The organism is Variovorax sp. S12S4 (assembly GCF_023195515.1).
GTDB lineage: Bacteria > Pseudomonadota > Gammaproteobacteria > Burkholderiales > Burkholderiaceae_C > Variovorax.
This window is the reverse complement of record NZ_JALPKR020000002.1, coordinates 2,838,087-2,856,993: the sequence shown is the minus strand read 5'-3', so window position 1 is coordinate 2,856,993 and position 18,907 is coordinate 2,838,087. Positions and strand designations below refer to the sequence as shown.

Here is an 18,907-nt window from a genome sequence, read left to right as displayed (position 1 = left end):
CGATAGGGTTCATTCTTATGTTTATGACGATGGATTCACACGAGGTGAGGATCTCTTCCATGCTGGCGGGTCCCGGTGTGAAATGCTGGAGAGCAGTCCAGTTGAATTTGACGATTCCTGCTTTTTTTCCGACCTGGGTGGTGCGAGAGGACGACCTCGAGATCTCAGAGCGTGCGCTATTGATCTATGAGAGCGATTTTCTCGATCTCTTCGAGAGCGTGGGACCGCAGTCGCTGCGGCACGTTCAGTATCTGGAGCCGACTGAGAGCGATCCTGATCGCTGGCAGATTCGGGACGTCCGAAAAATCTGGTCAGCCATCAGCGCCGATGCAGATCAAACCAATCACTTGGTCCTTGAAGACGAAAGCGGCGCGCTATTCACACACTTCGGCGTTCGCTCCCCTTTTAACCTTCAACATCAGATCTGGCCGCTAATCCCCACATGACGCTCGCGGTCGCATCGGCCCTGGCGCTACAAGTAGGTGCACTTCCTTTATTGAGACAGGCGAATTCGATCTCCCGACGCTTGGTGAGTGAAGGGCGAGCCGCCGACGTACTCGGTCCTAGCGTCCTACTAGGCCGGTTTTGTGGGATGGGCAGCCTCGGGCTGATCGTTCACCTATGAACCACACCGCACGTAGCGATCAGGTGCCCAAGCCATCGGCTCCCAAGCTGATGTTCTTCGGCGACCCGCATGGCGACTTCGAGCCGGTGATCGCCGCGGTCGAGCGCTACCGGCCCGAGGCGATCGTGCTGCTCGGCGATCTGCAGCCTCGTCAGCCGCTGCACATCGAGCTGCAGCCGATCTTGGATCGCACTGGAGTCTGGTTTATCCACGGCAACCACGACACCGAATCGGATGCCGACTACGACCACCTGTGGGGATCGGAGCTCGCGGGCCGCAATCTGCATGGCCGCATCGTTTCCATCGCAGGCTACCGGGTGGCCGGACTGGGCGGCGTCTTCCGCAGCAAGATCTGGGACCCGCGGCGCCCGATCGAGGAGGCCGCGTTCGTGTCGGGCGAGACCATGCGTCAATCCATGCGCCCCGAGGCGCGGTGGCGCGACGGCATCTCCCGGCGCCACCGATCCTCCATCTTCCCGGACGACTACCAACAGCTATTCGGACGCCAATCCGCCGACATCCTGGTGACGCACGAGGCACCGGCGGCCCACCCGCATGGCTGGCAGGCGATCGACGATCTCGCGAAGATGCTCGGTGCGCGGTTGCTGGTCCACGGTCACCACCACGAGAACATCGACTATGTCGAACAGGGCCTGATGGATGCCAGCGCGCCATTCCGCGCCTTCGGCGTCGACAAGGGATCGTACCTCGCCTGGCCACTCTGCGAAGGAGGGACCTCGTGATCCTATTCCTCGATTTCGACGGCGTGCTGCACCTGGAAGGGGAAGGACACTTGCCCAACGACGGTACGGACTTCTGCTTCCTGCCGAGCCTCGAAGCGCTGCTGCGCGAGTTCGCGCACGTGCGCATCGTCATCAGCTCGAGCTGGCGCGAGCAGCTGACGTTCGAGTCCCTGCTGGCGTCGTTTTCCCAAGACATCCGGGCCCGGATCCTTGGCGTCACGCCCCCGCGCGGATCCGGCGCTCCACATTCGTTCGCGCACCGCGAAGGCGAGATCCTCGCCTGGCAGCGGGCCCGCGGCAGGGCCGACGAACCCTGGGTGCCGCTTGACGATGCCGAGTGGCAATTCGACCGGCACAAGGCCCGGCTGGTGGTCTGCGGATCCTTCATCGGCTTCGACGCCGAGGCCTGCGCCGCCTTGGGGGTCCACTTCGAGAGAACCCGCTCGTGAAGCTGCTGATCCTGTCCGACCTGCACCTGGAGTTCGCCCCCTTCGAGCCGGCGGCCGATCTGGTGTTCGATGTCGCCATCCTTGCAGGCGACATCGATTCTCCCGCGAAGAGCGCCATCCAGTGGGCGATGGAGCGCTTCCCGGACAAGCCGGTCGTCTATGTCCCCGGCAACCACGAGTACTACGACGGCCACCTGGACAAGACCCTGGCCGAGGCGCGCCGCGCGGCCGAAGGCAGCCATGTGCACCTGCTCGATGGCGACGAACTGGTCATCGACGGCGTGCGCTTCCTGGGCGCGACCTTGTGGACCGATTTCGCGCTCGCCATCGAGGCACCCGAAGGGCGGGTCAGCGACGTCCCATGGGCGATGAAGCAGGCGAACAGCGTGCTGAACGACTACGCGCTGATCCATACGTTCGACGAGACGGCCGAACCCGGCAGCTTGCGGTGCCAACAAGGCCGGAAGCTCCAGGCGGCCGACACGCTGCGGGTCCATCAGATCCAGCGGGCATGGCTGCAGGCGAAGCTCGCTGAACCGTTCGACGGTCGAACGGTGGTGGTGACGCACCATGCGCCGCACCGCGGTTCGCTTTCGGCGCAGTATGCCGACGATTGGGTATCGGGCGCGTTCGTGAGCGAGCTTCCGGATCCATTCTTCGAGGTGCCCGTGCTCTGGGTGCATGGCCACACCCACCAGAGCTTCGACTACCGGGCCCGTGCCTGCCGGGTGGTGTGCAACCCGCGAGGGTACGTGCGCCGCATGAGCGGCCAGATCGAGAACCAGGCGTTCGATCCTGGCATGGTGGTCGACCTGTGAGCGACGCTACCTCTTCTGCAAAGGGTGAGAGCCCGATCGCCGCGATCAGCGGGGCCGGACTCATCGCTTTCCTGCACGAAAGCCGAGGCGGCGAGACACGGTCGGTCATCATCGAGTCCGCACGGCCCCCGGTGAGTGCCCCTTCGCGTGCTGGAGAGAAAGCGATCACATATCCGCGGGAGATGCTGCCTCCGCCCGCGGTGGCCTTGCGCAAGCGGCGTGTTTCAGAGGGCGACGGTGTCGCGCCGGTGGCCATGGAGGAGATCGGGCAGGCCTTGAAACGCCTCGGTCTGGATGGCCTGGCTCGTCGGAATGATCTCGCTGGCGCCTATGTGGTCGAGGCCACGGCCGCACAGATCCGCGAACTGGCGGCCACGCCGGCGGTTCAGGCCATTCGGCTGAACCGGCGGCTTCGCAATATTCCCAAAGCCGACACCTTCGCGTCTCAAGGCCTGGAGCGCAAAAAAGCATGACCATCGACGACGCGACCAGACGCTACAAGCACACGGGCAGCAGAGTGCCCGACTTCCTCTTCGCAGAACATTTCGACCACGAAGCCAAGGTCCTCACGATCACGGCCTGTGACTTCGACAGCGCAGCCTTTGCGGACATGATCTTGCGGCACCCAGAGGTTGTCGCTTTCGAAGATGAAACCGGCCCCTACGCCCCGCCGGCATGGTCTGTGGTTGCCGTGATCGCAGGCACGAAGTTCTCGGCGCGCGTGGTGCGCCAGCGGCTCTATGGCAAGCCCGGCGGTGTCGGCGCGACGGTGCGCCTCACGCCAATCTAGAACGGCTGCACCGTAGCATACAGCGACACTTGGACGGACTGGCCACCTCACGTAGCGGCCGTGAACCGCGAAGTTCCAGCTGAATCAACGGTATCAGTCCGGCGAGAAGCCAACCTTAGATCCAAGTTCTCAATGAAAGGGATTTGAAGCCGTTCGATTTGGATGATCGCTACCTGCAAGCTGCGGAGCAGGCGTTAGGCGTCAACGTCCCGACGACGTATCGCCTCGACATGATGATGAGCAATGGCGGCACGCCGCAACCGAGAGTAAGGGCTGCGAGCTGCATCCCCATCGCGGACGACTCCGGCGGACACCGCACCTCCAGGTGCTGTTTTCGTTTGTGCCTGTCGCCGCTCAGCGGAAGGGAACGCTGCGATACGGGCTGCGGGAGTCGCTCAACAGCATGCGATTCGTGCGCAAAGGTGCTCCTCGCGCGCGTCGGAATAGCGCCAAATTAGGCCCGCGGCAATGTAGGCGGCACTCACTTGCGACCAGTCCGCATAGGCCTCGCGCACTTGTGAGGCCAGTGCGCCTGCGAAGCCTGCGAATTCCCCGCGTTCGATGAAGCCCAGTTGCACTGCCCATCGCGACAGACTGGCCAATCGCACGGCATCCCAGGCGACCAGGTCCGAGAGCTGGGGCGGCGAAACGTTGAAGTGCTTGCGCAGCGCATTGACCCAGCTCTGGCTGCCCATCGTCAATTGGCTAAGTTCCGATACTGGTCGCCCACTCTCCGCCGAGAGTGCGCGGTAGTCCAGGCTCTTGCGCGCCTTGATCTGGAAGAACGCCGGAAAGCACGCCTCCATGACCAGCCGCAGCATGGCCGGCGTGCTTTGGGTTGCTGCATCGATCGCGGCAACGGCCTGCCATGTGGAAAGGTAGCTTGAACGCTGTCCCTCCTCTGCGAGCCAGCGGGCCATTTGTTCGAAACTCTCGCGGTCGTGCACGTTCCAGACTTCCGAGATCCCCTCGCGCAGCGCCTCATTGTCCTTACCGGTGGCGAGCGCATTTACGTGGTCGCCGTTAAACGCCGACAGAGGTGCGCTCAGCGTGACCAGCCACTGCTCTTCGGCGGTGAGTGATTCTTCGCTGCCGAAGTTAAGCTTTTCGTTGTCGAGCAGCGCGTGCCCGAGGGTGTCCCTGATGCCCATCGATTTCCCTCCCAGGTTTTCTAAAGGTATTTGCCCCGGATCGATGCTGGTCGATCCAGCGGCGGAAACGATCTTAAACCGCGATGGTGTCGCCCGAACTGTCGGCTCGCACTGACACGCGCACTTCAGTTGCTTGAGATCGGCCAACCCGTACGTAGCTTGTAGATGCCAACTTACTTGAACGTAAGCTCGTGGCCATGTCGCTCGATGTCGAGCTTCTTGGCTTCGCTCTTCATTGCAGGCTGGGCACAACGCCTCGCGCGGCCCCGGCACAGTCGTTGATATCAGCGTCCAGTTCAGCCTGCTAAACCCGTGAGTTCGTGAACAACGGCGTGCAGCAGCTTTATCACCGGATCACTGGCCGACGCGGGTCGGTAAACAAGCGCGACCGGCACTCGGGAGGGCTCATATGGGTGGTCATTGCGGACAGCTACACGATACATTGCGATGTCCCTTGACTACTGAGATTGGAGTTGCGCAGATTTGCTGCTGCAAGATCTACTCGAAGGCTCGCTTCTGGCCGCAATATTGAGTGGCTGGAGGAGCGGAGGCTGTGCTAGCGACGACGTTTTCTTGTAAGCGCTTCCACGACGCAATGAAAGGCCGCCCTAAGCATCCAGAAATTTGTAAAGCGTTTTGGGGGTTCGAACAAGTAGCTTTTCAAGCAGCTCGGCGTTCGGCGCAATCTCCTTGAGGGCATCGATCAGTACACCGTCGTCAGGAATGTGAGTGTGATTGGGGTGGGGCCAGTCCGACCCCCAGACGCAATGATCCGCGAAGCGTTCGACCAATGCAGCAGGCCCAGGTGGCACGGATCACCTGGCTGGGACGAACGGCGCTCGGTCAAAGAAAAGACTCATGAAGCCTGCACGCGGAAGGAAAGAAGCGCATCGCGCAAACCTCCCTCGATTACAGTTTTTAGAGTTGCGCATCTCGCGTCCGGTTGAGCTCCGCGCGCCCCTCAGGGGTGATGCGCAAGATCACGCCCCCGCGGTCCTCGATGTTGTTGGGATCGGGGAGGTTCGCCTCCACAAGCCCGGCCGCGGCCAGCACAGCGGCGCACTGAGTGTCTGCCTCTTCATGGATGGCCAAGGGGAACGAGGCGTGCTCAATGCGGCGCAGGAAATTCATTGGCATGGCTTCTCTCCAGTTCGCCGCGGGACAATGATTCGGATGATGCGAAGTAACACGCATCGTCGGACTATTCCGTCAACCATGCCAGACTCTTCCTGCACCATAGGCGCAGCGCCCTTCCATCATTCAACCGGCTTGTAAGCTGCGGGATCAGCCATGTCGACTGGAGAGTATGAATCTGTGGCCTCGCTGCAGCTATGGAAAGAGTTGGAACGCCTTGCGCGCGATGCCGAGGCGAGCTTGAACAAGAAGTTCATCGCCTACTTCCGAGGCTTGTCTCCGGCCCCTGAGCCCGAAGACTACTCATTGGCCAAGCGCACCCGCGCCGTGGCCGACCGCCAGTTTGCGCAGATATTCAAGACACCGGCCCGGCAGCGATATCGACGTTCTCGTTGATCGGCTGCAGCCAGTTGTTGGTCGCCTCATCAGGCGGCGCCGCTGGTGCAATAGGCAGATGTGGCACCTGTGTCAGTTCCAGACCAATCAATTGGTCGTCGAGATTCTGCATGCTGCGGCCGCTTTCCGCCCCGGCACGCAGGATGAATCACCGACAACAGCGCCAAAGACGCAGCGACTTCTCGCTCGGTGTGCCAATCACGACGCGTGGATTCTCGGAAGGGAAGCGCCTTAAAGACTGGAAGACACAAGGCTGGCGCGCACCGCGCCAAGCGCTGAATGACTACACCAGCGCATCGTGTGGATCTTGAACGTAGCAAGCGCTCATCCGCAATTAAGCGCCAGCTGCCGATACACGGACGCGAGCACGTCGTCTCATCTTCTGCGTCATATGCGGGCTTGCCCCGCAAAAGGAAATTTCCATGTTTGCACACAACAAGCGCCTTCAATACACCCTGCGGGTGAACGAAACCAATCCCGGCCTCGCCAACCTGATGCTGGAGCAGTTCGGCGGGCCGCAGGGCGAATTGGCCGCCGCCTGCCGCTACTTCACCCAGGCCATCGCAGAGGACGATCCCGGTCGGAAAGACATGCTCTTCGACATCGCGACAGAAGAACTCAGTCACCTGGAGGTGATCGGCACGATGGTCGCCATGCTCAACAAAGGCGCAAAGGGGCGGCTCGCTGAAGGCACCGACTCGGAAGCCGAAGCGTACCGTCGCATCACGGGCGCAGGCAACGACAGCCATCTGACACAGGTGCTCTACGGCGGCGGCCCTGCGCTGGTGAACTCGGCTGGCGTACCTTGGACCGCCGCTTACATCGACAGCATCGGCGAACCCACGGCGGACCTGCGCTCCAACATCGCGGCCGAAGCGCGCGCCAAGATCGTCTACGAGCGGCTGATCAACCTGACGGATGATCCCGGCGTGAAAGAGGCACTCGGATTTCTGATGACGCGCGAGATTGCGCACCAGAAGTCCTTCGAGAAAGCGCTCTACGCGATCGAACCGAACTTTCCTCCGGGCAAGCTGCCGGGCATGCCGGAATTCGCGAGTGTCTACTTCGACATGTCCAAAGGTGGCGATGTGCGCGGCCCATGGAATCAGGGCCCCCTTTGGGAGTTCGTCGAGGTTCCGGAAGACCAGATCGCCGTGGATGGCGGCGATGGAGAGGCCAGTGTGCAGCTTTCTGCCGAAGAAGAGGCTGCGGTGGCGGCCATGGCAACCCGGACTGCATCCGACCCGTTGGGCGACCCGCAGACGGGCGCCGAACTCGGCATGTCGGGGGCTGCGGGCTCGGACGAATTGAATGCGCAGCCGAAGAAGGGGTCCTGACGCCTGCAGACACGATGCGCCGTGGAGCGGAAGGCGTGTCATCGGGCGCTGATGGACTTCTCCACCGGCTCAGGCCAGAGAAACGAATGCAGGCGCTTATTGCAAAGCCGCAGCCACTTCAATTACAGGTTGCAAAACCTTTCGGCGCCCGCTGATCGCGTCCTACGGCTTCTTCATGGAAACACGTCACCGTAAGGCTCCCACTCACAGGAGCCGATATGCCCACGACCCGCACCCCTGCAGACGCCTGCACCCTTCTCGACGCTGACCATCGCAAGGTCAAAGCCATGTTCAAGGACTACGAAGCTTTGACGAAGTCGCGCGCCGCAAGCGCACCCCAGAAGAAGCGCGACCTTGCGAACCAGATCTGCATGGAGTTGACGGTCCATGCCCAGATCGAAGAAGAAATCTTCTATCCGGCTCTGCGCGAAGCAATCAAGGACACGGACCTGCTCGACGAAGCCGAAGTCGAACACGCGGGCGCCAAGGACCTGATCGCACAGATCCAGGAAGCGGCCGACGTGGACGACATGTTCGACGCCAAGGTTACCGTCCTGGGCGAGTACATCGACCACCACGTGAAAGAAGAGCGCAACGAGATCTTCGTGAAGGCACGCGCCGCGCGAAAGCTGGATCTCGTCGGTATGCGGGACGCACTCATGGCCCGCAAGGAAGAACTCATGGGTGAACTCGCGGCGGTCTGATTGCCGCCCTCTCCAATTAGAAGGAAACACCACCATGGGAATCATCTGGACCATCCTCATCGGCTTCATCGCCGGGCTCGTGGCTCGTGCACTGCTGCCGGGCAAACAAGCCATGGGATTCATCTTGACGGCTGCACTGGGCATCGTCGGCTCGCTGATCGCCACTTATCTCGGTCAGGCAATGGGCTGGTACACGGCCGGTGCCGGCGCCGGCTTCATCGCTTCTGTCGTGGGAGCCATCGTCGTGCTTGTCATTTACGGGATGGTCGTACGCCGCCGCTGAGGCGCAGCGACTACGCCGCTCCAGCATCCGATCGACGGCCGCGTCTCGGCTTGAGGAAGTTCGCCGACACAGGGCCAGTGGCGATCGATTTGCCTAGGGTGTCCTACTGAACTGAGCTCTCGCCGGATTTGGCCAGCTGGCGCGACTCATCTTCATCGAAAAATATCAATGGGCAAAGGCACGTATGAGCGCAGCCCCCGGCATAGAAGCGATTTCGCGAAGGCGAGCTCTTGCACTTCGGTGAAGGAGCAGATGACGAAGTGGGATGCGGACGTTGCGCTGGCAATGGAGTCGCTCGAGGCTGCAGCACAGGGTATCGCCGGAAGCATTGCCAGATTTGCCGAATCGACGAATGCAGATGAGACCGCGTTGAGCCTGCCTGCGGTCGCGTCGCGCAATCGCAGTTTTCCGAAAGAGTTCGGATTGGCCGGAGACATCAGCCGGGTGGTGTATCGGCTGAAGCTGCTCCAGCTGCGGTCGACAAGGCGACCCGGCGCCAGCACCGGAGAAACGCCGCAGGGAACCGAAACCCGGATACTTAGGTGCCACCATCCAAGTGGATGGTGATAGGATGGTTGACATGCCACCAAAGCCTGCAATTGCCCTAAACACCGTCAAGACACCGGAGTCCGAGAAGATCACCATCAACATGGGCTTCGTCGACCTGGGCCACATCGACTTGCTTGTGGCGGAAGGCTTCTATTCGAACCGTACGGACTTCATTCGCACCGCCATCCGTACCCATCTGGCGTCGCATGCTGACGTGCTTCGCCAGGCCGCGACACGCAAGATGCTGGTGCTGGGTTTGCAGAATTTTTCGGTCGCGGATCTCGAAGCCGCACGAGACGCTGGCGAGAAGCTCCAGATTCGAGTACTCGGCCTTGCTGTCATTGATCCGAATGTCAGTCCCGCGCTCGCCAGCGCGGCCATCGACTCGCTGACTGTGCTGGGTGCGCTTCACGCGTCGCCCGCAGTCAAGGCGGCGTTGGCAGGACGCATCCGCTAGTTTTTCCTACCCAACTTCTCGGACCAATCAATGAATCCACATTTCGCGAGCCTGATGGACAAGGCCGCCCATCTCACCCGCCACGGGCGCTTGGCCGAAGCCACGGAGGCCATTCAGCGCGCACTGCGTAGCGAGGCAGAGCCGCGAGCGGCAGCGCCCGACGGATCGAACTCGCCCAAGGCCGACTCAGACGTCATCGAGGTGGAGGCCCGAGTGATCGATGTGGAGCGCCAGAGGCAGCCGCCCCGGGCGACGGAGGGCACCGAACAATGGATCAGAGCCACATTCGCACATCAGGGCCGCACCATCGACTACATGCTGTTCGTCCCGGCATCAGCCGCGGAGCAGCGCGAGGCGCCGCCGCCACTGGTGGTGATGCTTCACGGGTGCACTCAGAACGCTGCCGATTTCGCCGCTGGCACGCGCATGAACGAGCACGCAAGAGCCTGCGGCGCGATGGTGCTTTATCCGGAGCAGGCGCAAAGGGCCAATGGCCAGAAATGCTGGAACTGGTTCAAGTCCCAGCATCAGCAACGCGACCGTGGCGAACCGGCTCTCTTGACTGCCCTGACCCGACACATCACGCTGCAGCAGCACGCAGACCGTCGCCGGGTCTACGTGGCTGGCCTGTCCGCAGGGGGCGCGATGGCCGATGTCCTGGGCCATTGCTATCCCGATGTCTATGCCGCCGTGGGCGTTCATTCCGGTCTTCCGCATGGCGCCGCACACGACATGGCGTCGGCGTTGAGCGCAATGCGAGCAGGCCCGGCGCGGGCTTCCGCCGATGCGACGGCAAAGCGGCCGCCGACCATTGTTTTTCATGGCGACGCCGACACGACTGTCCATGCCGACAACGGGCTGGCCATCCTCACGGGGGCGTCGCCGGGCGAGGCCAGGGAAGGTCAATCGCCATCGGGCCGGCGCTTCACGCGGACTCTCTACCCCGCGTCAGAAGCCTGCGGAGATTCCGAGCATTGGCGCCTTCACGGGGCGGGCCACGCGTGGTCGGGCGGTAGCGCGCATGGCAGCTACACGCAGCCCGACGGTGTCGACGCGAGCCGCGAGATGCTTCGATTTTTCCTGGGCCATCGATTGGGCGACAACTGCCACGGCGGGCAGCCTGTCTAGCCGACGCCTGGAAAGTTCATCCCCTTCACACCCAACAGCGACAGTAGAGCCGGGGTGGGATTGGGACTCTCCATCGCCCGCCAGTCTATCGAAGCGGACTATGGAACGTTGATGGTGCTGGACGTGCCGGCCTCGGGCTGCGTTTTCACCATCAGCCTTCCGCTGCATGCTCTTCCGTAGGCCGTGGGCCAGATAAACGGTAGCGCGTTCGGCAGTGCCCCGGCTGTTCGAAGTCGCCCACACCCAAGAGCATCGGGTTGGCGTCCGTGTACACGTCACCGCCGGCGCAAGTTCAAGCACCTTGGGGTTGATCGTCGCTCGCAGTGTGCACCGCGCGCGGCTAGGCTGCCCTGATGACCGAATCGCGGCAGCGTGTGCCGCGATTCGACGCTCGGCGGAACGCACAAGCTCACAATTGAACGATTAGCGGTGCCGCGAATTCTCAATTCACCTCGCCTCCCGATTCAGATCCCGGTATGGCCGCCGGTTGCTTCCGCAAGGCGGTACCCTTCGACGCGCTGGCGGAGTGCCGCTCCAACAGTGATTCGATCTCAGTCGACGAGACAGGAGGGCTGAAAAGATGGCCCTGCATTTCGTTGCACCCGTGGGCCCGGAGGAATTCCAGCTGTTCTTCAGTTTCGACGCCTTCTGCGATGACCCTGAGGTTGAGTTCGCGTCCCAGGGAAATGATGGCCTTGGCAATCGCCTGGTCCTCTTCGTCACCCGGAATGTCGCGCACGAAGGACCGATCGATCTTCAGCCTGGCGATGGGAAAGCGCTTGAGGGCGCTGAGGCTCGAGTAGCCCGTTCCGAAGTCGTCGATGGAGAGCTGAACGCCCATCGCCTGCAGGGCCCTCATCGACAAAAGCGCTTCCTCGAGATTCTCCATGACCAAGCTTTCAGTGAGTTCCAATTCAAGAAAGCGGGCTTCGAGTCCGCTCTCTTGCAGCGCCTGCGCAACCCGTTCAATCAAGCTCCGTTCCTTGAACTGCCGGGCGGACACATTGACTGAAACGCTGAAGGCGGGCAAACCTGCGTCCTGCCAAGCCTTGTTTTGGAAGCAGGCGGTGCGCAGGACCCATTCGCCAATAGGAACGATGAGCCCTGTCTCTTCCGCAAGGGGAATGAACTCCGCGGGCGGTATCAATCCGCGCTCGGGATGCTGCCAACGGATCAGCGCCTCCACGCCGACCACCTGGTCTGATTCCATGTCTATCTGCGGCTGGTACAAGAGATAGAACTCGCCATGCGCAATGCCATTACGTAACTCTTCGCGCATGGCGAGCTTGGCCAGGATCGCTCCATTCATCTCGGCGGCATAGAACTGGAAGTTGTTGCGGCCCGCCGCCTTGGCGCGAAACATCGCGGCATCGGCATTCATGAGCAATGCGTCGGCGTCGATTCCGTCCGCAGGATAGGTGGCCACGCCCATGCTGCCCGTGAGCTGGACCGCTTGGCTGCCGATCTGCACAGGCAGCGCAATGGTCTCGAGCAGTCGTTGCAGGGTCGGTTCGATCTCTGCTCCGTCCCCCGGCTGGTCGTACAGAACGATCACGAATTCGTCGCCGCCTGTCCGCGCCAGCGTGTCGACACTGCGCAGGCAGCCGCTCAGGCGCTCGGCCATGATCTTCAGCAATTCGTCTCCAGCCTTGTGGCCCAGACTGTCGTTGATGAGCTGAAAGCCATCGAGGTCGACGAATACGACCGTCATCAGCCGACAATATCGATCCGCATAGGAAATGGCTTGCTCGAGGCGATCCTCCAGCAATGCGCGGTTCGGTAGCCGAGTCAACGCATCGTGGCTCGTTTGGTGCTTTAGGGTGTCGGCGCTGCTCTCCAGAAGCACGTTGGACTTCTCGATGGATTCGGCCATCTGGTTCATGCTGCGGGCCAGCACGCCGAATTCGTCAGAGCGGCCTTCCGCCGCGCGTGCGCTGAAGTTTCCTGATGCGATCTGCCGGGAAAGCACGATGAGCGGCGCGACAGCACCTGCGATGCGCCGCGCGACGGTGCCAGCGACCACGATGCCCAGAACAGTGACCAGCGCAACGATGGCGATGGCGAACCATTGTGCAAAGCTGGTTGCGCGTTCGACGTCGGCTCGCGCGTCTAACTCGAGCTTGCTCGTGGTAGCGTGCAGATTCTCCAAACCGAGCCCGATCGCAACGCCCGCGTCCAAGTAATCTTGGCGCGCGCTGTATACGGCGCTGGATTGGAGATCTTGGTCATGCAACCCGACGAACGCAAGAAGCCCGTCCTCGTATCGCTGAAGCCGAACTTCGATCTCTCGCGCTTGATGTCGAACGGTCGGATCGACTGAGGTCGAATGGAGGCTGGAGAGGTGTCCTCGCATGCTCCGCAGATGGGATTGCATTTTCGGCAGCAAGCGCTTGGTCGCAGCTCCAATCCCGGGCTGATCGACGGATCGCAGGAGTTCGCTTTCAATAGCCCAAGCCTTGTACATCTCCAACGAGCCTCGCATACTCAGATTGGTCATGTTCTGGCTGATCAACAACTTGTCGACGGCCGCCGCGGAGCGCTGCATGCTGAAATGGAAAGCTCCCCCAACACGCACACTAAGGTGATGACACCGCCGAAAGCGAACCCAATTTCGAACTGCAGCCTACGCCTTTTGACCCACGACAACACGTTTGTCGAGAAGCGATTCAATCGTGACCTGCCAGCAGAGCTTGCCTGCCGTTGGGTGCCACTGATTTCAGCACCTCGCCTGCGATGGCCTTCTCATCTGCCATGCTTCGTTCTCCCTGGTTGATCTGCGAATACGTACCGTCAGAGGCCGCTCGTGCGGCTCCAGCTGCTGATTTGATTTCTAACTGCAGCTCGGTGGCGGCGTGCAGGCAATTGGCGCATCTTTCTGACAGCTTCCTTGTAGGAAGATGTGATGCTTGGTAGGTCATGGTTCGTCGCTGAGACATAAATCCACAGAACAGTTTTAAAGCAACATCGATGCAGCAACAAGTTCTGCCCGCACAAGGCGTCTTTCCGCACAAAAGCATCACGAGCCTGCTGATCGACCCTCGGCCCCGTGATTGGATAAAGGTAGATCTACGACGGCCAAACGCGATGGGCCTTGTTTTACCCGCCCGGCGCGGCCGGCGTGAACGAGTTATCCACCGTTCCGGTGGATAACGCGGTGGATAAGCATGTCCCGCATCGCCTGAGGGCGTTGCCACGCCTGCGTCGCGACGCTGCGCCTGTTTAAGCGGCATGCGCCCTGGCGGCCCTGCATGGCTCGGGCACACAGCTTGAGTCATCGAGGCAAGGCGCCGATTCGCCTACCGCTTCGATCCCACTCCATAGGCGCTCGTCCCCGGCGCTAGCGCGAAAGCCTCGTCGCGACCGCCCTTGACGTCGCCACATGAGTGTCGTTAGACGCTGAGCTCTGGGCGAGGCAATGCCCGGCTTTGTCCTCTTGATCTTCATAGCCATGCTTGAGCCGCTACCGCCGAAGGTCTTGTCCTGCACATGGACGCCCCGCCGTCTGGCTCATCCACGGCGCCGCATGCGGATCACTATTTTGCAGAAGCTTGCAAGAACGGAGTGCCAGATGACGAGCGTGAAAACTCAGGCAGGCGAGGGGGTCGAGAGCGCTGATGCAAGCAAGGACTTTGCGCATCTCGAAGACAGGGGCGGCACGTTGTTCGTGCGCGTTAAACGAATTGACGGCGAAGGATCGGTACCGGTGGTCATTACGCGCGCTTGAAGCCCACTTTGCAGCGGGACAGGGCGAGAAGGATCTCGCTCACGCATACCTGGTTCATCGAGCGCGATCAACGCCAAGGTGTTGGAACTTGCGCCAACTGGCGACGTGTACACGGACGCTAACCCGATGCTTTTGGGAACGGGTGAATTCGAGTAGCGCGATTTATCCTCCGCCTATGCCGAAGGGTGAACTGCCTAGGTCACATCAGCCGGAAATCTCGGGTGAATTGCATCGAGGTTGCCCTCGGCGCGGGAACCTCTTCCATCTTCTCAAGCTCAGCACGGCCTTCTTTCGTGATCCGCACCACAGTTGCCAAGCGCGGCGAAGCGTAGGACGTCGTTGTCTTGAGCGTGGTGATCTCGGCCTCGATCAGACCCGTGGCCAACAGCACCGAAACGTGCCGGATTTCCTCTGGTTCGGCAACCCGGACTGGAAGCTGCACGTGTTGCAGCCTTTGCAAGAACGAAAGCGGCATTCGCATCTCCGTGCCGGCGCTTGCTGTGCCCAAAGATGCCGGCGGTCTTTGAGCCTAGATTCGACGTGAGATCTTCCACGGCACAGCGGACCAGTGGGCGCAACTACATCCCAAGAGTCGGCATTGCAGGGCCTTGGCAGCGCCACGGGCAGTAAGACAGCTCCGCACTTGCCAAGACTTGCCAGTGCGATCCTGCTTTTAACCTAATTTGCCTCCGCCGTCATTGATCCACGGCAGCTTCCGCTGCACCCGCCTTGAAGGCGGCGGCGCCTCCATCGGACCAGGTATTGGGAACATTCGGGTGTACGGGCGAAGCACCTTGGACGAGCCGGCGTGCCAACAGCAACTTTCTTCGCGATCCGGCGAAACAGTAGGCGTCAGCGTGATCGTTGCTTCGATGGATTCGTGAATGGCTTGCTCTCTAGATAGTTGCCATAGATACAACGCCAGCACGGCATCGGAGGACAACGATCCCACAGAGCACCTGCACGCTCCTTAGGTGAGTGGCCGATGTATTTTTTCCAAAGATCGGTCGACGCAGCTACTCAAGCTCAGGTGGCGCGCGCATGAAAAAGCCCGCAAAAGGCGGGCTTTGGGGATGTGGTCGTGAACTCTCACGCGGTCCACGGTTACGGCAAATGTTCACTTGCGGAAGCCACCTGTTGTTTTTCTCGTCGTAGTGACTTCGACGCGCCGGTGTGAAATTCGGCTTGACTGGCCAGTCAAAACCCAAAACTTAGTTCGGGCAGGTCGGATTATACCCGGGGCGGGAAAGAGCCAGCCGAGCGCGGAATGCCGCTCTGAAGGCACCACTCGAAGAATTGGTCGAGCTCATTCGATTTGTCGAACAGAGCATCGGCGCCCAATTCCAGACTACGCCGACGCATTTCGTCGGTTGGATAGTTCGTCAAGACGACAATCTTCTGGTGCGATGCACGCTGCTTGCGTGTTCGCAATACCGTAAGGCCTGAGCCCTCGCGCAGAAAGAGATCCACCACGGCCAAGTCCCAGGTATCCCCGAGCTTTTCAAGGAGGGCGACGCCCTCGCTTGCCGTCTCGGCGACGGCGACAACTTCTGCAGCGGCAAGGTCGGCCAGTGCCGGGACCAGAGCCTCTCTGATGGTATTGCTGTCCTCGATGAGAACTGTCTGGAGCGACATGGCGTTGCAGCGGTGCTGCGGTTCGATTCGTTGCGGCAGGTTGCCGACTGTGAATGGTTATACGTGTCGGCTCGGCTGACTTTGTAGGCTAAAAGCTTGATCTCACAGAAGCGGGTGAACCGTTTGGATGGGCCCGGCTAACATCGCCCCCAACTGAAAGGTGTGCCATGACCCGCTCATCCTCCGCTGCTCCTTCCGGCGAAGACTCCCCCAATCTGGCCACGGTGCTCGAAACGAACAAACGAGCCGCTGAAACGGTCCAGGAAGTTGCCGAGGATCTCTCGGTGATCCACGCGGTGCTGGACAGCGAAGTGCCAAAAGAGACGCTGCCCCCGATGTCGGGCAGGCCATCGAGCAAACGGACCTGCTTAAAGACAAGCTCGAGGCGGCCCACGAAAAGTTGAGGACCGTGAACGAGGCGCTTGAACAGCAGGTCGCCCCAGAAGGTCCATAGAGCAGCCAGCACCTGCTGATGCCCCTCCGCGCTCGTTGGCGCCGCACGCCAAGGGAACCTCTGACAGAGCGCCGCTGGAGGGGAGTCATCCCACGCGAAGCCCGTGCGCAGGGAGCGTTGAAGCTGGCGCCTGATCTGGCAGGTCCTCGCTTCGTGCAATTTCGGCGTGCCCATGTTCTGTGATGCGCGTCACGGTGGCAGCCTGTGACGCGGCGTAGCGGGCCGTCGCGTCCAGGGAGCCAATCCCGGCCTCCACCAGACCGGTCGCTCTAAGCACCGAGACTTACCGGACGTCTCCAGGCTCGCAGACCCGAACAGGCAACTCTTCGTACTGCAGTTGCAGCAAAAACCCGAGCGGCATCCGAGTCCCCAAATGAATCCTGGCGTGCTCGGTCCGGAGGCGCTTTGCTTCCTCCCGAAGCCTCGGCGTTTTCGGAGAGCCGCCTCATGAGCACGTCGAGCGCGGCGATCCTGTGCCCCAGATCGGAGGGCGCCTTCGAGGGGATTAACGCATTCATCATCTGGCTCAAATGTGTTACTTTTACATTAATCGTACGCTTGGTTACGTTTTGGTTTGCTTAGTAGTTTCCAGAGTCGTCAAGACCGACCGTGTCTGACATGCGGACAGCACTGGGCAGACACGTTGAGTTCATTCTCTTGGAGATCTAGAAATGATTCGAACCAGTGCTGTTCTCGGCAAGGAAGCGGCTTTGGCAACGCTGCGAGAGCTTCTGCATGAGGCGGAGCACGGCTCCTTGAATTGCATGGCGCTTCGCGTCTATCGCTCGAGCGGCGATTCAGATGACCTCGTGCTCGGAGGGTCAGCAAAAGAACAGGCCAGGGCGCAGGATGATCTCCTAACGATGAAGGACTGACCGAATGCGCGGAGATCCTTTTCATGCGGACCGCATGGTTGGATTTACCGAAGCAGATGCTCTCGCGTTGAGCCAGGTAGTTGGTCTCTTCGATATTGAACTCTGGAGCTATGCGCCATTTCCGGATGGCCCGGTGGTGCGTCTGAATCTCGATGCAGACGCATGTGCGACCGCAGTCTGCACGCACCGAGCAGCCAAGTTGTTGGCCGCCGCCATCGACGCGGCTGATCGCTTGACGAGAACGTCACCATCTGGCTTGAAGTGACCCAGTCAGAAATGCCGCAATTTGCCGCTGAAGCATTCGATGAACTCGCTGGACGCGGCGCCGGCATTGTGTGCCCATACTGCGCCAGAAGGGCTGCGCTGCTCCCATGCACCTGGCGAACCACTGCCGCTGCAGTTTCTCAAGCGGCTTGCCCGCGCGAGCGGGGCGGAGCAGATCTGGCATTCCCTGGCGCTGAAGTCTGTTCCCGGTGTCGGCATCTGAGCTGGCTCTCGGCGGGGGCTAGGGATCAGCAAACTCCCGCTCGTTCAACCCCCGGGGCCGTTGGTCCACTGACCTTTCGGCACGGGTCGGCCCGCGCATTCGCGAATCACAGCACTCGCAAGCCACCGGGGAACCGGATGAAGGTTCGCTTCGGTTGAGGCACGTTGCTCGCTGCCGCGAGTTCGGTAATGCCCTCTTCCGTGATGCGAGTCACGGTTGCCACATGCCAGACAGCGTGCCGGGCCCGCGTCCTGATGGATTCGAACTCAGCCTCGATCAAGCCTGTGGCCACAAGCATCGAGACCTGCCGCACTTCCTCCGGATCGGTGACTCGGACAGGCAACTGCACACGTTGCAGCCTCAAGAGAAGAAGGATCGGCATTCAGTTCTCCGACGCCGGCCCAAGTAAACGACTCGGAGGCCGGGTTTGGTGTTGATGTGAATTTTTCACATCAATGAAGGCAACAGCGTCAGAATTAGTCGATTGGTCGTGTCCGCTACTGTCTCCGCGGGCGAGCGAAAAGCTACCGCCCCAGGAGCTGGCGCACTACATTCCCTAACAAGCGTATCCAACGGCGGATGCGGAAAACAACGCGTGAGCGAGGAAGGCGATGAATCTCTATCTTTCGGGCGACGACCCCGGCGGGCCCTTAGCGCCCGCCGATTGGACAATGGCCGTCACCCAAGAAGGCCTCGGTGAGATGCCCAGCTATTTCGCGGACATACAACGCGCAGGCGCGCCGGTCTGTCGCCTGACCATCACCGGGACATGGTCGGAAGAAGAGGCTCATCGCCTGTTGGCTGTCAAAGCTCGCTTCTGGATCGACGAGTACCTGTCGCGGCCGCATAGCGGCGTCACGGACTTCGGGGCACTCGAATAGAGTGTGCGGGCAGGTTGTCGGGCTTGCAAAATGCGGCAGGCACGTCGATTGCCGGAGACAGGCATGGACCATCTTCTGGAAGGAAGCCGCGCGCTCCGCTTGGAGAGTGAAGCGGCCCGTGCAAAATTTCGACGGACTCTGCTGTCCGTCCGAACAGAGCGCCACATGCGCAGCATTCAGGCGCAAGCGCGCGCGTCTGAGGTCAGGCGCCGTCCTTTGGAGTGGGGGTCACTCAACTCTCCTGGTCGTCAACCAGCAGCATCGTGGTCATTAAACTGCGTCCCAAC

At 61.0% G+C, this 18,907-nt stretch carries 27 protein-coding genes; 18 read left to right on the top strand and 9 right to left on the bottom strand.

Annotated features, from left to right (window positions below):
• Positions 1 to 59: 59 nt before the first annotated feature.
• From M0765_RS14070 to M0765_RS14045, 6 genes are all read left to right on the top strand, one after another.
• Positions 60 to 446, top strand: a complete 387-nt coding sequence (locus tag M0765_RS14070; protein ID WP_258504223.1) for a hypothetical protein — start codon at positions 60 to 62, stop codon at positions 444 to 446.
• A gap of 175 nt (positions 447 to 621) precedes the next feature.
• The gene (locus tag M0765_RS14065) at positions 622 to 1,368 is read left to right on the top strand and encodes a metallophosphoesterase family protein (RefSeq protein WP_258504222.1); all 747 of its coding nucleotides are present in this window, start codon (positions 622 to 624) and stop codon (positions 1,366 to 1,368) included.
• Entirely contained in the window at positions 1,365 to 1,817 is a 453-nt protein-coding gene (locus M0765_RS14060; protein ID WP_258504221.1) for an HAD domain-containing protein, read from the top strand. The genes M0765_RS14065 and M0765_RS14060 overlap by 4 nt, the downstream gene beginning before the upstream one ends.
• A complete protein-coding gene (locus M0765_RS14055; RefSeq protein ID WP_258504220.1) occupies positions 1,814 to 2,635 on the top strand; it encodes a metallophosphoesterase in 822 nt (273 codons plus the stop codon). Before M0765_RS14060 ends, M0765_RS14055 begins: the two co-directional genes overlap by 4 nt.
• Entirely contained in the window at positions 2,632 to 3,108 is a 477-nt protein-coding gene (locus M0765_RS14050; RefSeq protein ID WP_258504219.1) for a hypothetical protein, read from the top strand. The genes M0765_RS14055 and M0765_RS14050 overlap by 4 nt, the downstream gene beginning before the upstream one ends.
• Positions 3,105 to 3,425: a hypothetical protein gene (locus tag M0765_RS14045; protein WP_124961808.1), complete on the top strand. Its 321-nt coding sequence runs from the start codon at positions 3,105 to 3,107 to the stop codon at positions 3,423 to 3,425. The genes M0765_RS14050 and M0765_RS14045 overlap by 4 nt, the downstream gene beginning before the upstream one ends.
• A gap of 395 nt (positions 3,426 to 3,820) precedes the next feature.
• Here M0765_RS14045 and M0765_RS14040 read toward each other — a convergent pair whose 3' ends face one another.
• The 4 genes from M0765_RS14040 to M0765_RS14025 form a co-directional block, all read right to left on the bottom strand.
• Entirely contained in the window at positions 3,821 to 4,576 is a 756-nt protein-coding gene (locus M0765_RS14040) for a DUF1266 domain-containing protein (protein WP_258504218.1), read from the bottom strand.
• A 608-nt stretch (positions 4,577 to 5,184) separates the two neighbouring features.
• Positions 5,185 to 5,388 (bottom strand): amidohydrolase family protein, encoded by a 204-nt coding sequence (locus M0765_RS14035; RefSeq protein WP_258504217.1) that lies wholly within the window; start codon positions 5,386 to 5,388, stop codon positions 5,185 to 5,187.
• A gap of 106 nt (positions 5,389 to 5,494) precedes the next feature.
• Positions 5,495 to 5,713 carry a hypothetical protein gene (locus tag M0765_RS14030; protein ID WP_258504216.1) on the bottom strand — a complete coding sequence of 73 codons (219 nt, stop codon included), beginning with the start codon at positions 5,711 to 5,713 and terminating at the stop codon, positions 5,495 to 5,497.
• 352 nt (positions 5,714 to 6,065) lie between these two features.
• Entirely contained in the window at positions 6,066 to 6,218 is a 153-nt protein-coding gene (locus M0765_RS14025) for a hypothetical protein (RefSeq protein ID WP_258504215.1), read from the bottom strand.
• Between the two features lie 310 nt (positions 6,219 to 6,528).
• On the opposite strand from M0765_RS14025, the gene M0765_RS14020 reads away from it, so the two are divergent.
• From M0765_RS14020 to M0765_RS13995, 6 genes are all read left to right on the top strand, one after another.
• Entirely contained in the window at positions 6,529 to 7,443 is a 915-nt protein-coding gene (locus tag M0765_RS14020; protein WP_258504214.1) for a manganese catalase family protein, read from the top strand.
• Positions 7,444 to 7,661: 218 nt separating this feature from the next.
• Positions 7,662 to 8,147 carry a hemerythrin domain-containing protein gene (locus tag M0765_RS14015; RefSeq protein WP_258504213.1) on the top strand — a complete coding sequence of 162 codons (486 nt, stop codon included), beginning with the start codon at positions 7,662 to 7,664 and terminating at the stop codon, positions 8,145 to 8,147.
• Positions 8,148 to 8,181: 34 nt separating this feature from the next.
• A complete protein-coding gene (locus M0765_RS14010) occupies positions 8,182 to 8,430 on the top strand; it encodes a GlsB/YeaQ/YmgE family stress response membrane protein (RefSeq protein WP_258504212.1) in 249 nt (82 codons plus the stop codon).
• Between the two features lie 168 nt (positions 8,431 to 8,598).
• Positions 8,599 to 8,997 (top strand): hypothetical protein, encoded by a 399-nt coding sequence (locus tag M0765_RS14005; RefSeq protein ID WP_258504211.1) that lies wholly within the window; start codon positions 8,599 to 8,601, stop codon positions 8,995 to 8,997.
• A 13-nt stretch (positions 8,998 to 9,010) separates the two neighbouring features.
• Positions 9,011 to 9,436, top strand: a complete 426-nt coding sequence (locus tag M0765_RS14000; protein ID WP_258504210.1) for a CopG family transcriptional regulator — start codon at positions 9,011 to 9,013, stop codon at positions 9,434 to 9,436.
• Between the two features lie 30 nt (positions 9,437 to 9,466).
• Positions 9,467 to 10,564: an extracellular catalytic domain type 1 short-chain-length polyhydroxyalkanoate depolymerase gene (locus M0765_RS13995; RefSeq protein WP_258504209.1), complete on the top strand. Its 1,098-nt coding sequence runs from the start codon at positions 9,467 to 9,469 to the stop codon at positions 10,562 to 10,564.
• A gap of 442 nt (positions 10,565 to 11,006) precedes the next feature.
• Here M0765_RS13995 and M0765_RS13990 read toward each other — a convergent pair whose 3' ends face one another.
• Both M0765_RS13990 and M0765_RS13985 read right to left on the bottom strand, forming a co-directional pair.
• The gene (locus tag M0765_RS13990) at positions 11,007 to 13,109 is read right to left on the bottom strand and encodes a putative bifunctional diguanylate cyclase/phosphodiesterase (protein ID WP_258504208.1); all 2,103 of its coding nucleotides are present in this window, start codon (positions 13,107 to 13,109) and stop codon (positions 11,007 to 11,009) included.
• Positions 13,110 to 13,230: 121 nt separating this feature from the next.
• Positions 13,231 to 13,482, bottom strand: coding sequence for a hypothetical protein (locus tag M0765_RS13985; protein ID WP_258504207.1), 252 nt, complete (start codon positions 13,480 to 13,482; stop codon positions 13,231 to 13,233).
• A gap of 650 nt (positions 13,483 to 14,132) precedes the next feature.
• Between M0765_RS13985 and M0765_RS13980 the strand changes: the two genes are divergently transcribed.
• Complete coding sequence (locus M0765_RS13980) at positions 14,133 to 14,288, top strand: hypothetical protein (RefSeq protein ID WP_258504206.1); 156 nt, start codon at positions 14,133 to 14,135, stop codon at positions 14,286 to 14,288.
• A 199-nt stretch (positions 14,289 to 14,487) separates the two neighbouring features.
• Here M0765_RS13980 and M0765_RS13975 read toward each other — a convergent pair whose 3' ends face one another.
• Both M0765_RS13975 and M0765_RS13970 read right to left on the bottom strand, forming a co-directional pair.
• Positions 14,488 to 14,763 carry a hypothetical protein gene (locus tag M0765_RS13975; protein ID WP_258504205.1) on the bottom strand — a complete coding sequence of 92 codons (276 nt, stop codon included), beginning with the start codon at positions 14,761 to 14,763 and terminating at the stop codon, positions 14,488 to 14,490.
• A gap of 755 nt (positions 14,764 to 15,518) precedes the next feature.
• Positions 15,519 to 15,923, bottom strand: coding sequence for a response regulator (locus M0765_RS13970; RefSeq protein ID WP_258504204.1), 405 nt, complete (start codon positions 15,921 to 15,923; stop codon positions 15,519 to 15,521).
• Positions 15,924 to 16,090: 167 nt separating this feature from the next.
• Between M0765_RS13970 and M0765_RS13965 the strand changes: the two genes are divergently transcribed.
• The 4 genes from M0765_RS13965 (at position 16,091) to M0765_RS13950 (ending at position 17,739) form a co-directional block, all read left to right on the top strand.
• Positions 16,091 to 16,327, top strand: a complete 237-nt coding sequence (locus tag M0765_RS13965; protein ID WP_258504203.1) for a hypothetical protein — start codon at positions 16,091 to 16,093, stop codon at positions 16,325 to 16,327.
• A gap of 721 nt (positions 16,328 to 17,048) precedes the next feature.
• Positions 17,049 to 17,252 carry a hypothetical protein gene (locus M0765_RS13960; RefSeq protein ID WP_258504202.1) on the top strand — a complete coding sequence of 68 codons (204 nt, stop codon included), beginning with the start codon at positions 17,049 to 17,051 and terminating at the stop codon, positions 17,250 to 17,252.
• A gap of 4 nt (positions 17,253 to 17,256) precedes the next feature.
• Complete coding sequence (locus M0765_RS13955) at positions 17,257 to 17,517, top strand: hypothetical protein (RefSeq protein ID WP_258504201.1); 261 nt, start codon at positions 17,257 to 17,259, stop codon at positions 17,515 to 17,517.
• A gap of 39 nt (positions 17,518 to 17,556) precedes the next feature.
• Positions 17,557 to 17,739, top strand: coding sequence for a hypothetical protein (locus M0765_RS13950; RefSeq protein ID WP_258504200.1), 183 nt, complete (start codon positions 17,557 to 17,559; stop codon positions 17,737 to 17,739).
• A 106-nt stretch (positions 17,740 to 17,845) separates the two neighbouring features.
• Here M0765_RS13950 and M0765_RS13945 read toward each other — a convergent pair whose 3' ends face one another.
• A complete protein-coding gene (locus M0765_RS13945; RefSeq protein WP_258504199.1) occupies positions 17,846 to 18,121 on the bottom strand; it encodes a hypothetical protein in 276 nt (91 codons plus the stop codon).
• 229 nt (positions 18,122 to 18,350) lie between these two features.
• Here M0765_RS13945 and M0765_RS13940 point away from each other — a divergent pair, with 229 nt between their 5' ends.
• Positions 18,351 to 18,620 carry a hypothetical protein gene (locus M0765_RS13940; protein WP_258504198.1) on the top strand — a complete coding sequence of 90 codons (270 nt, stop codon included), beginning with the start codon at positions 18,351 to 18,353 and terminating at the stop codon, positions 18,618 to 18,620.
• Positions 18,621 to 18,907 lie beyond the last annotated feature (287 nt).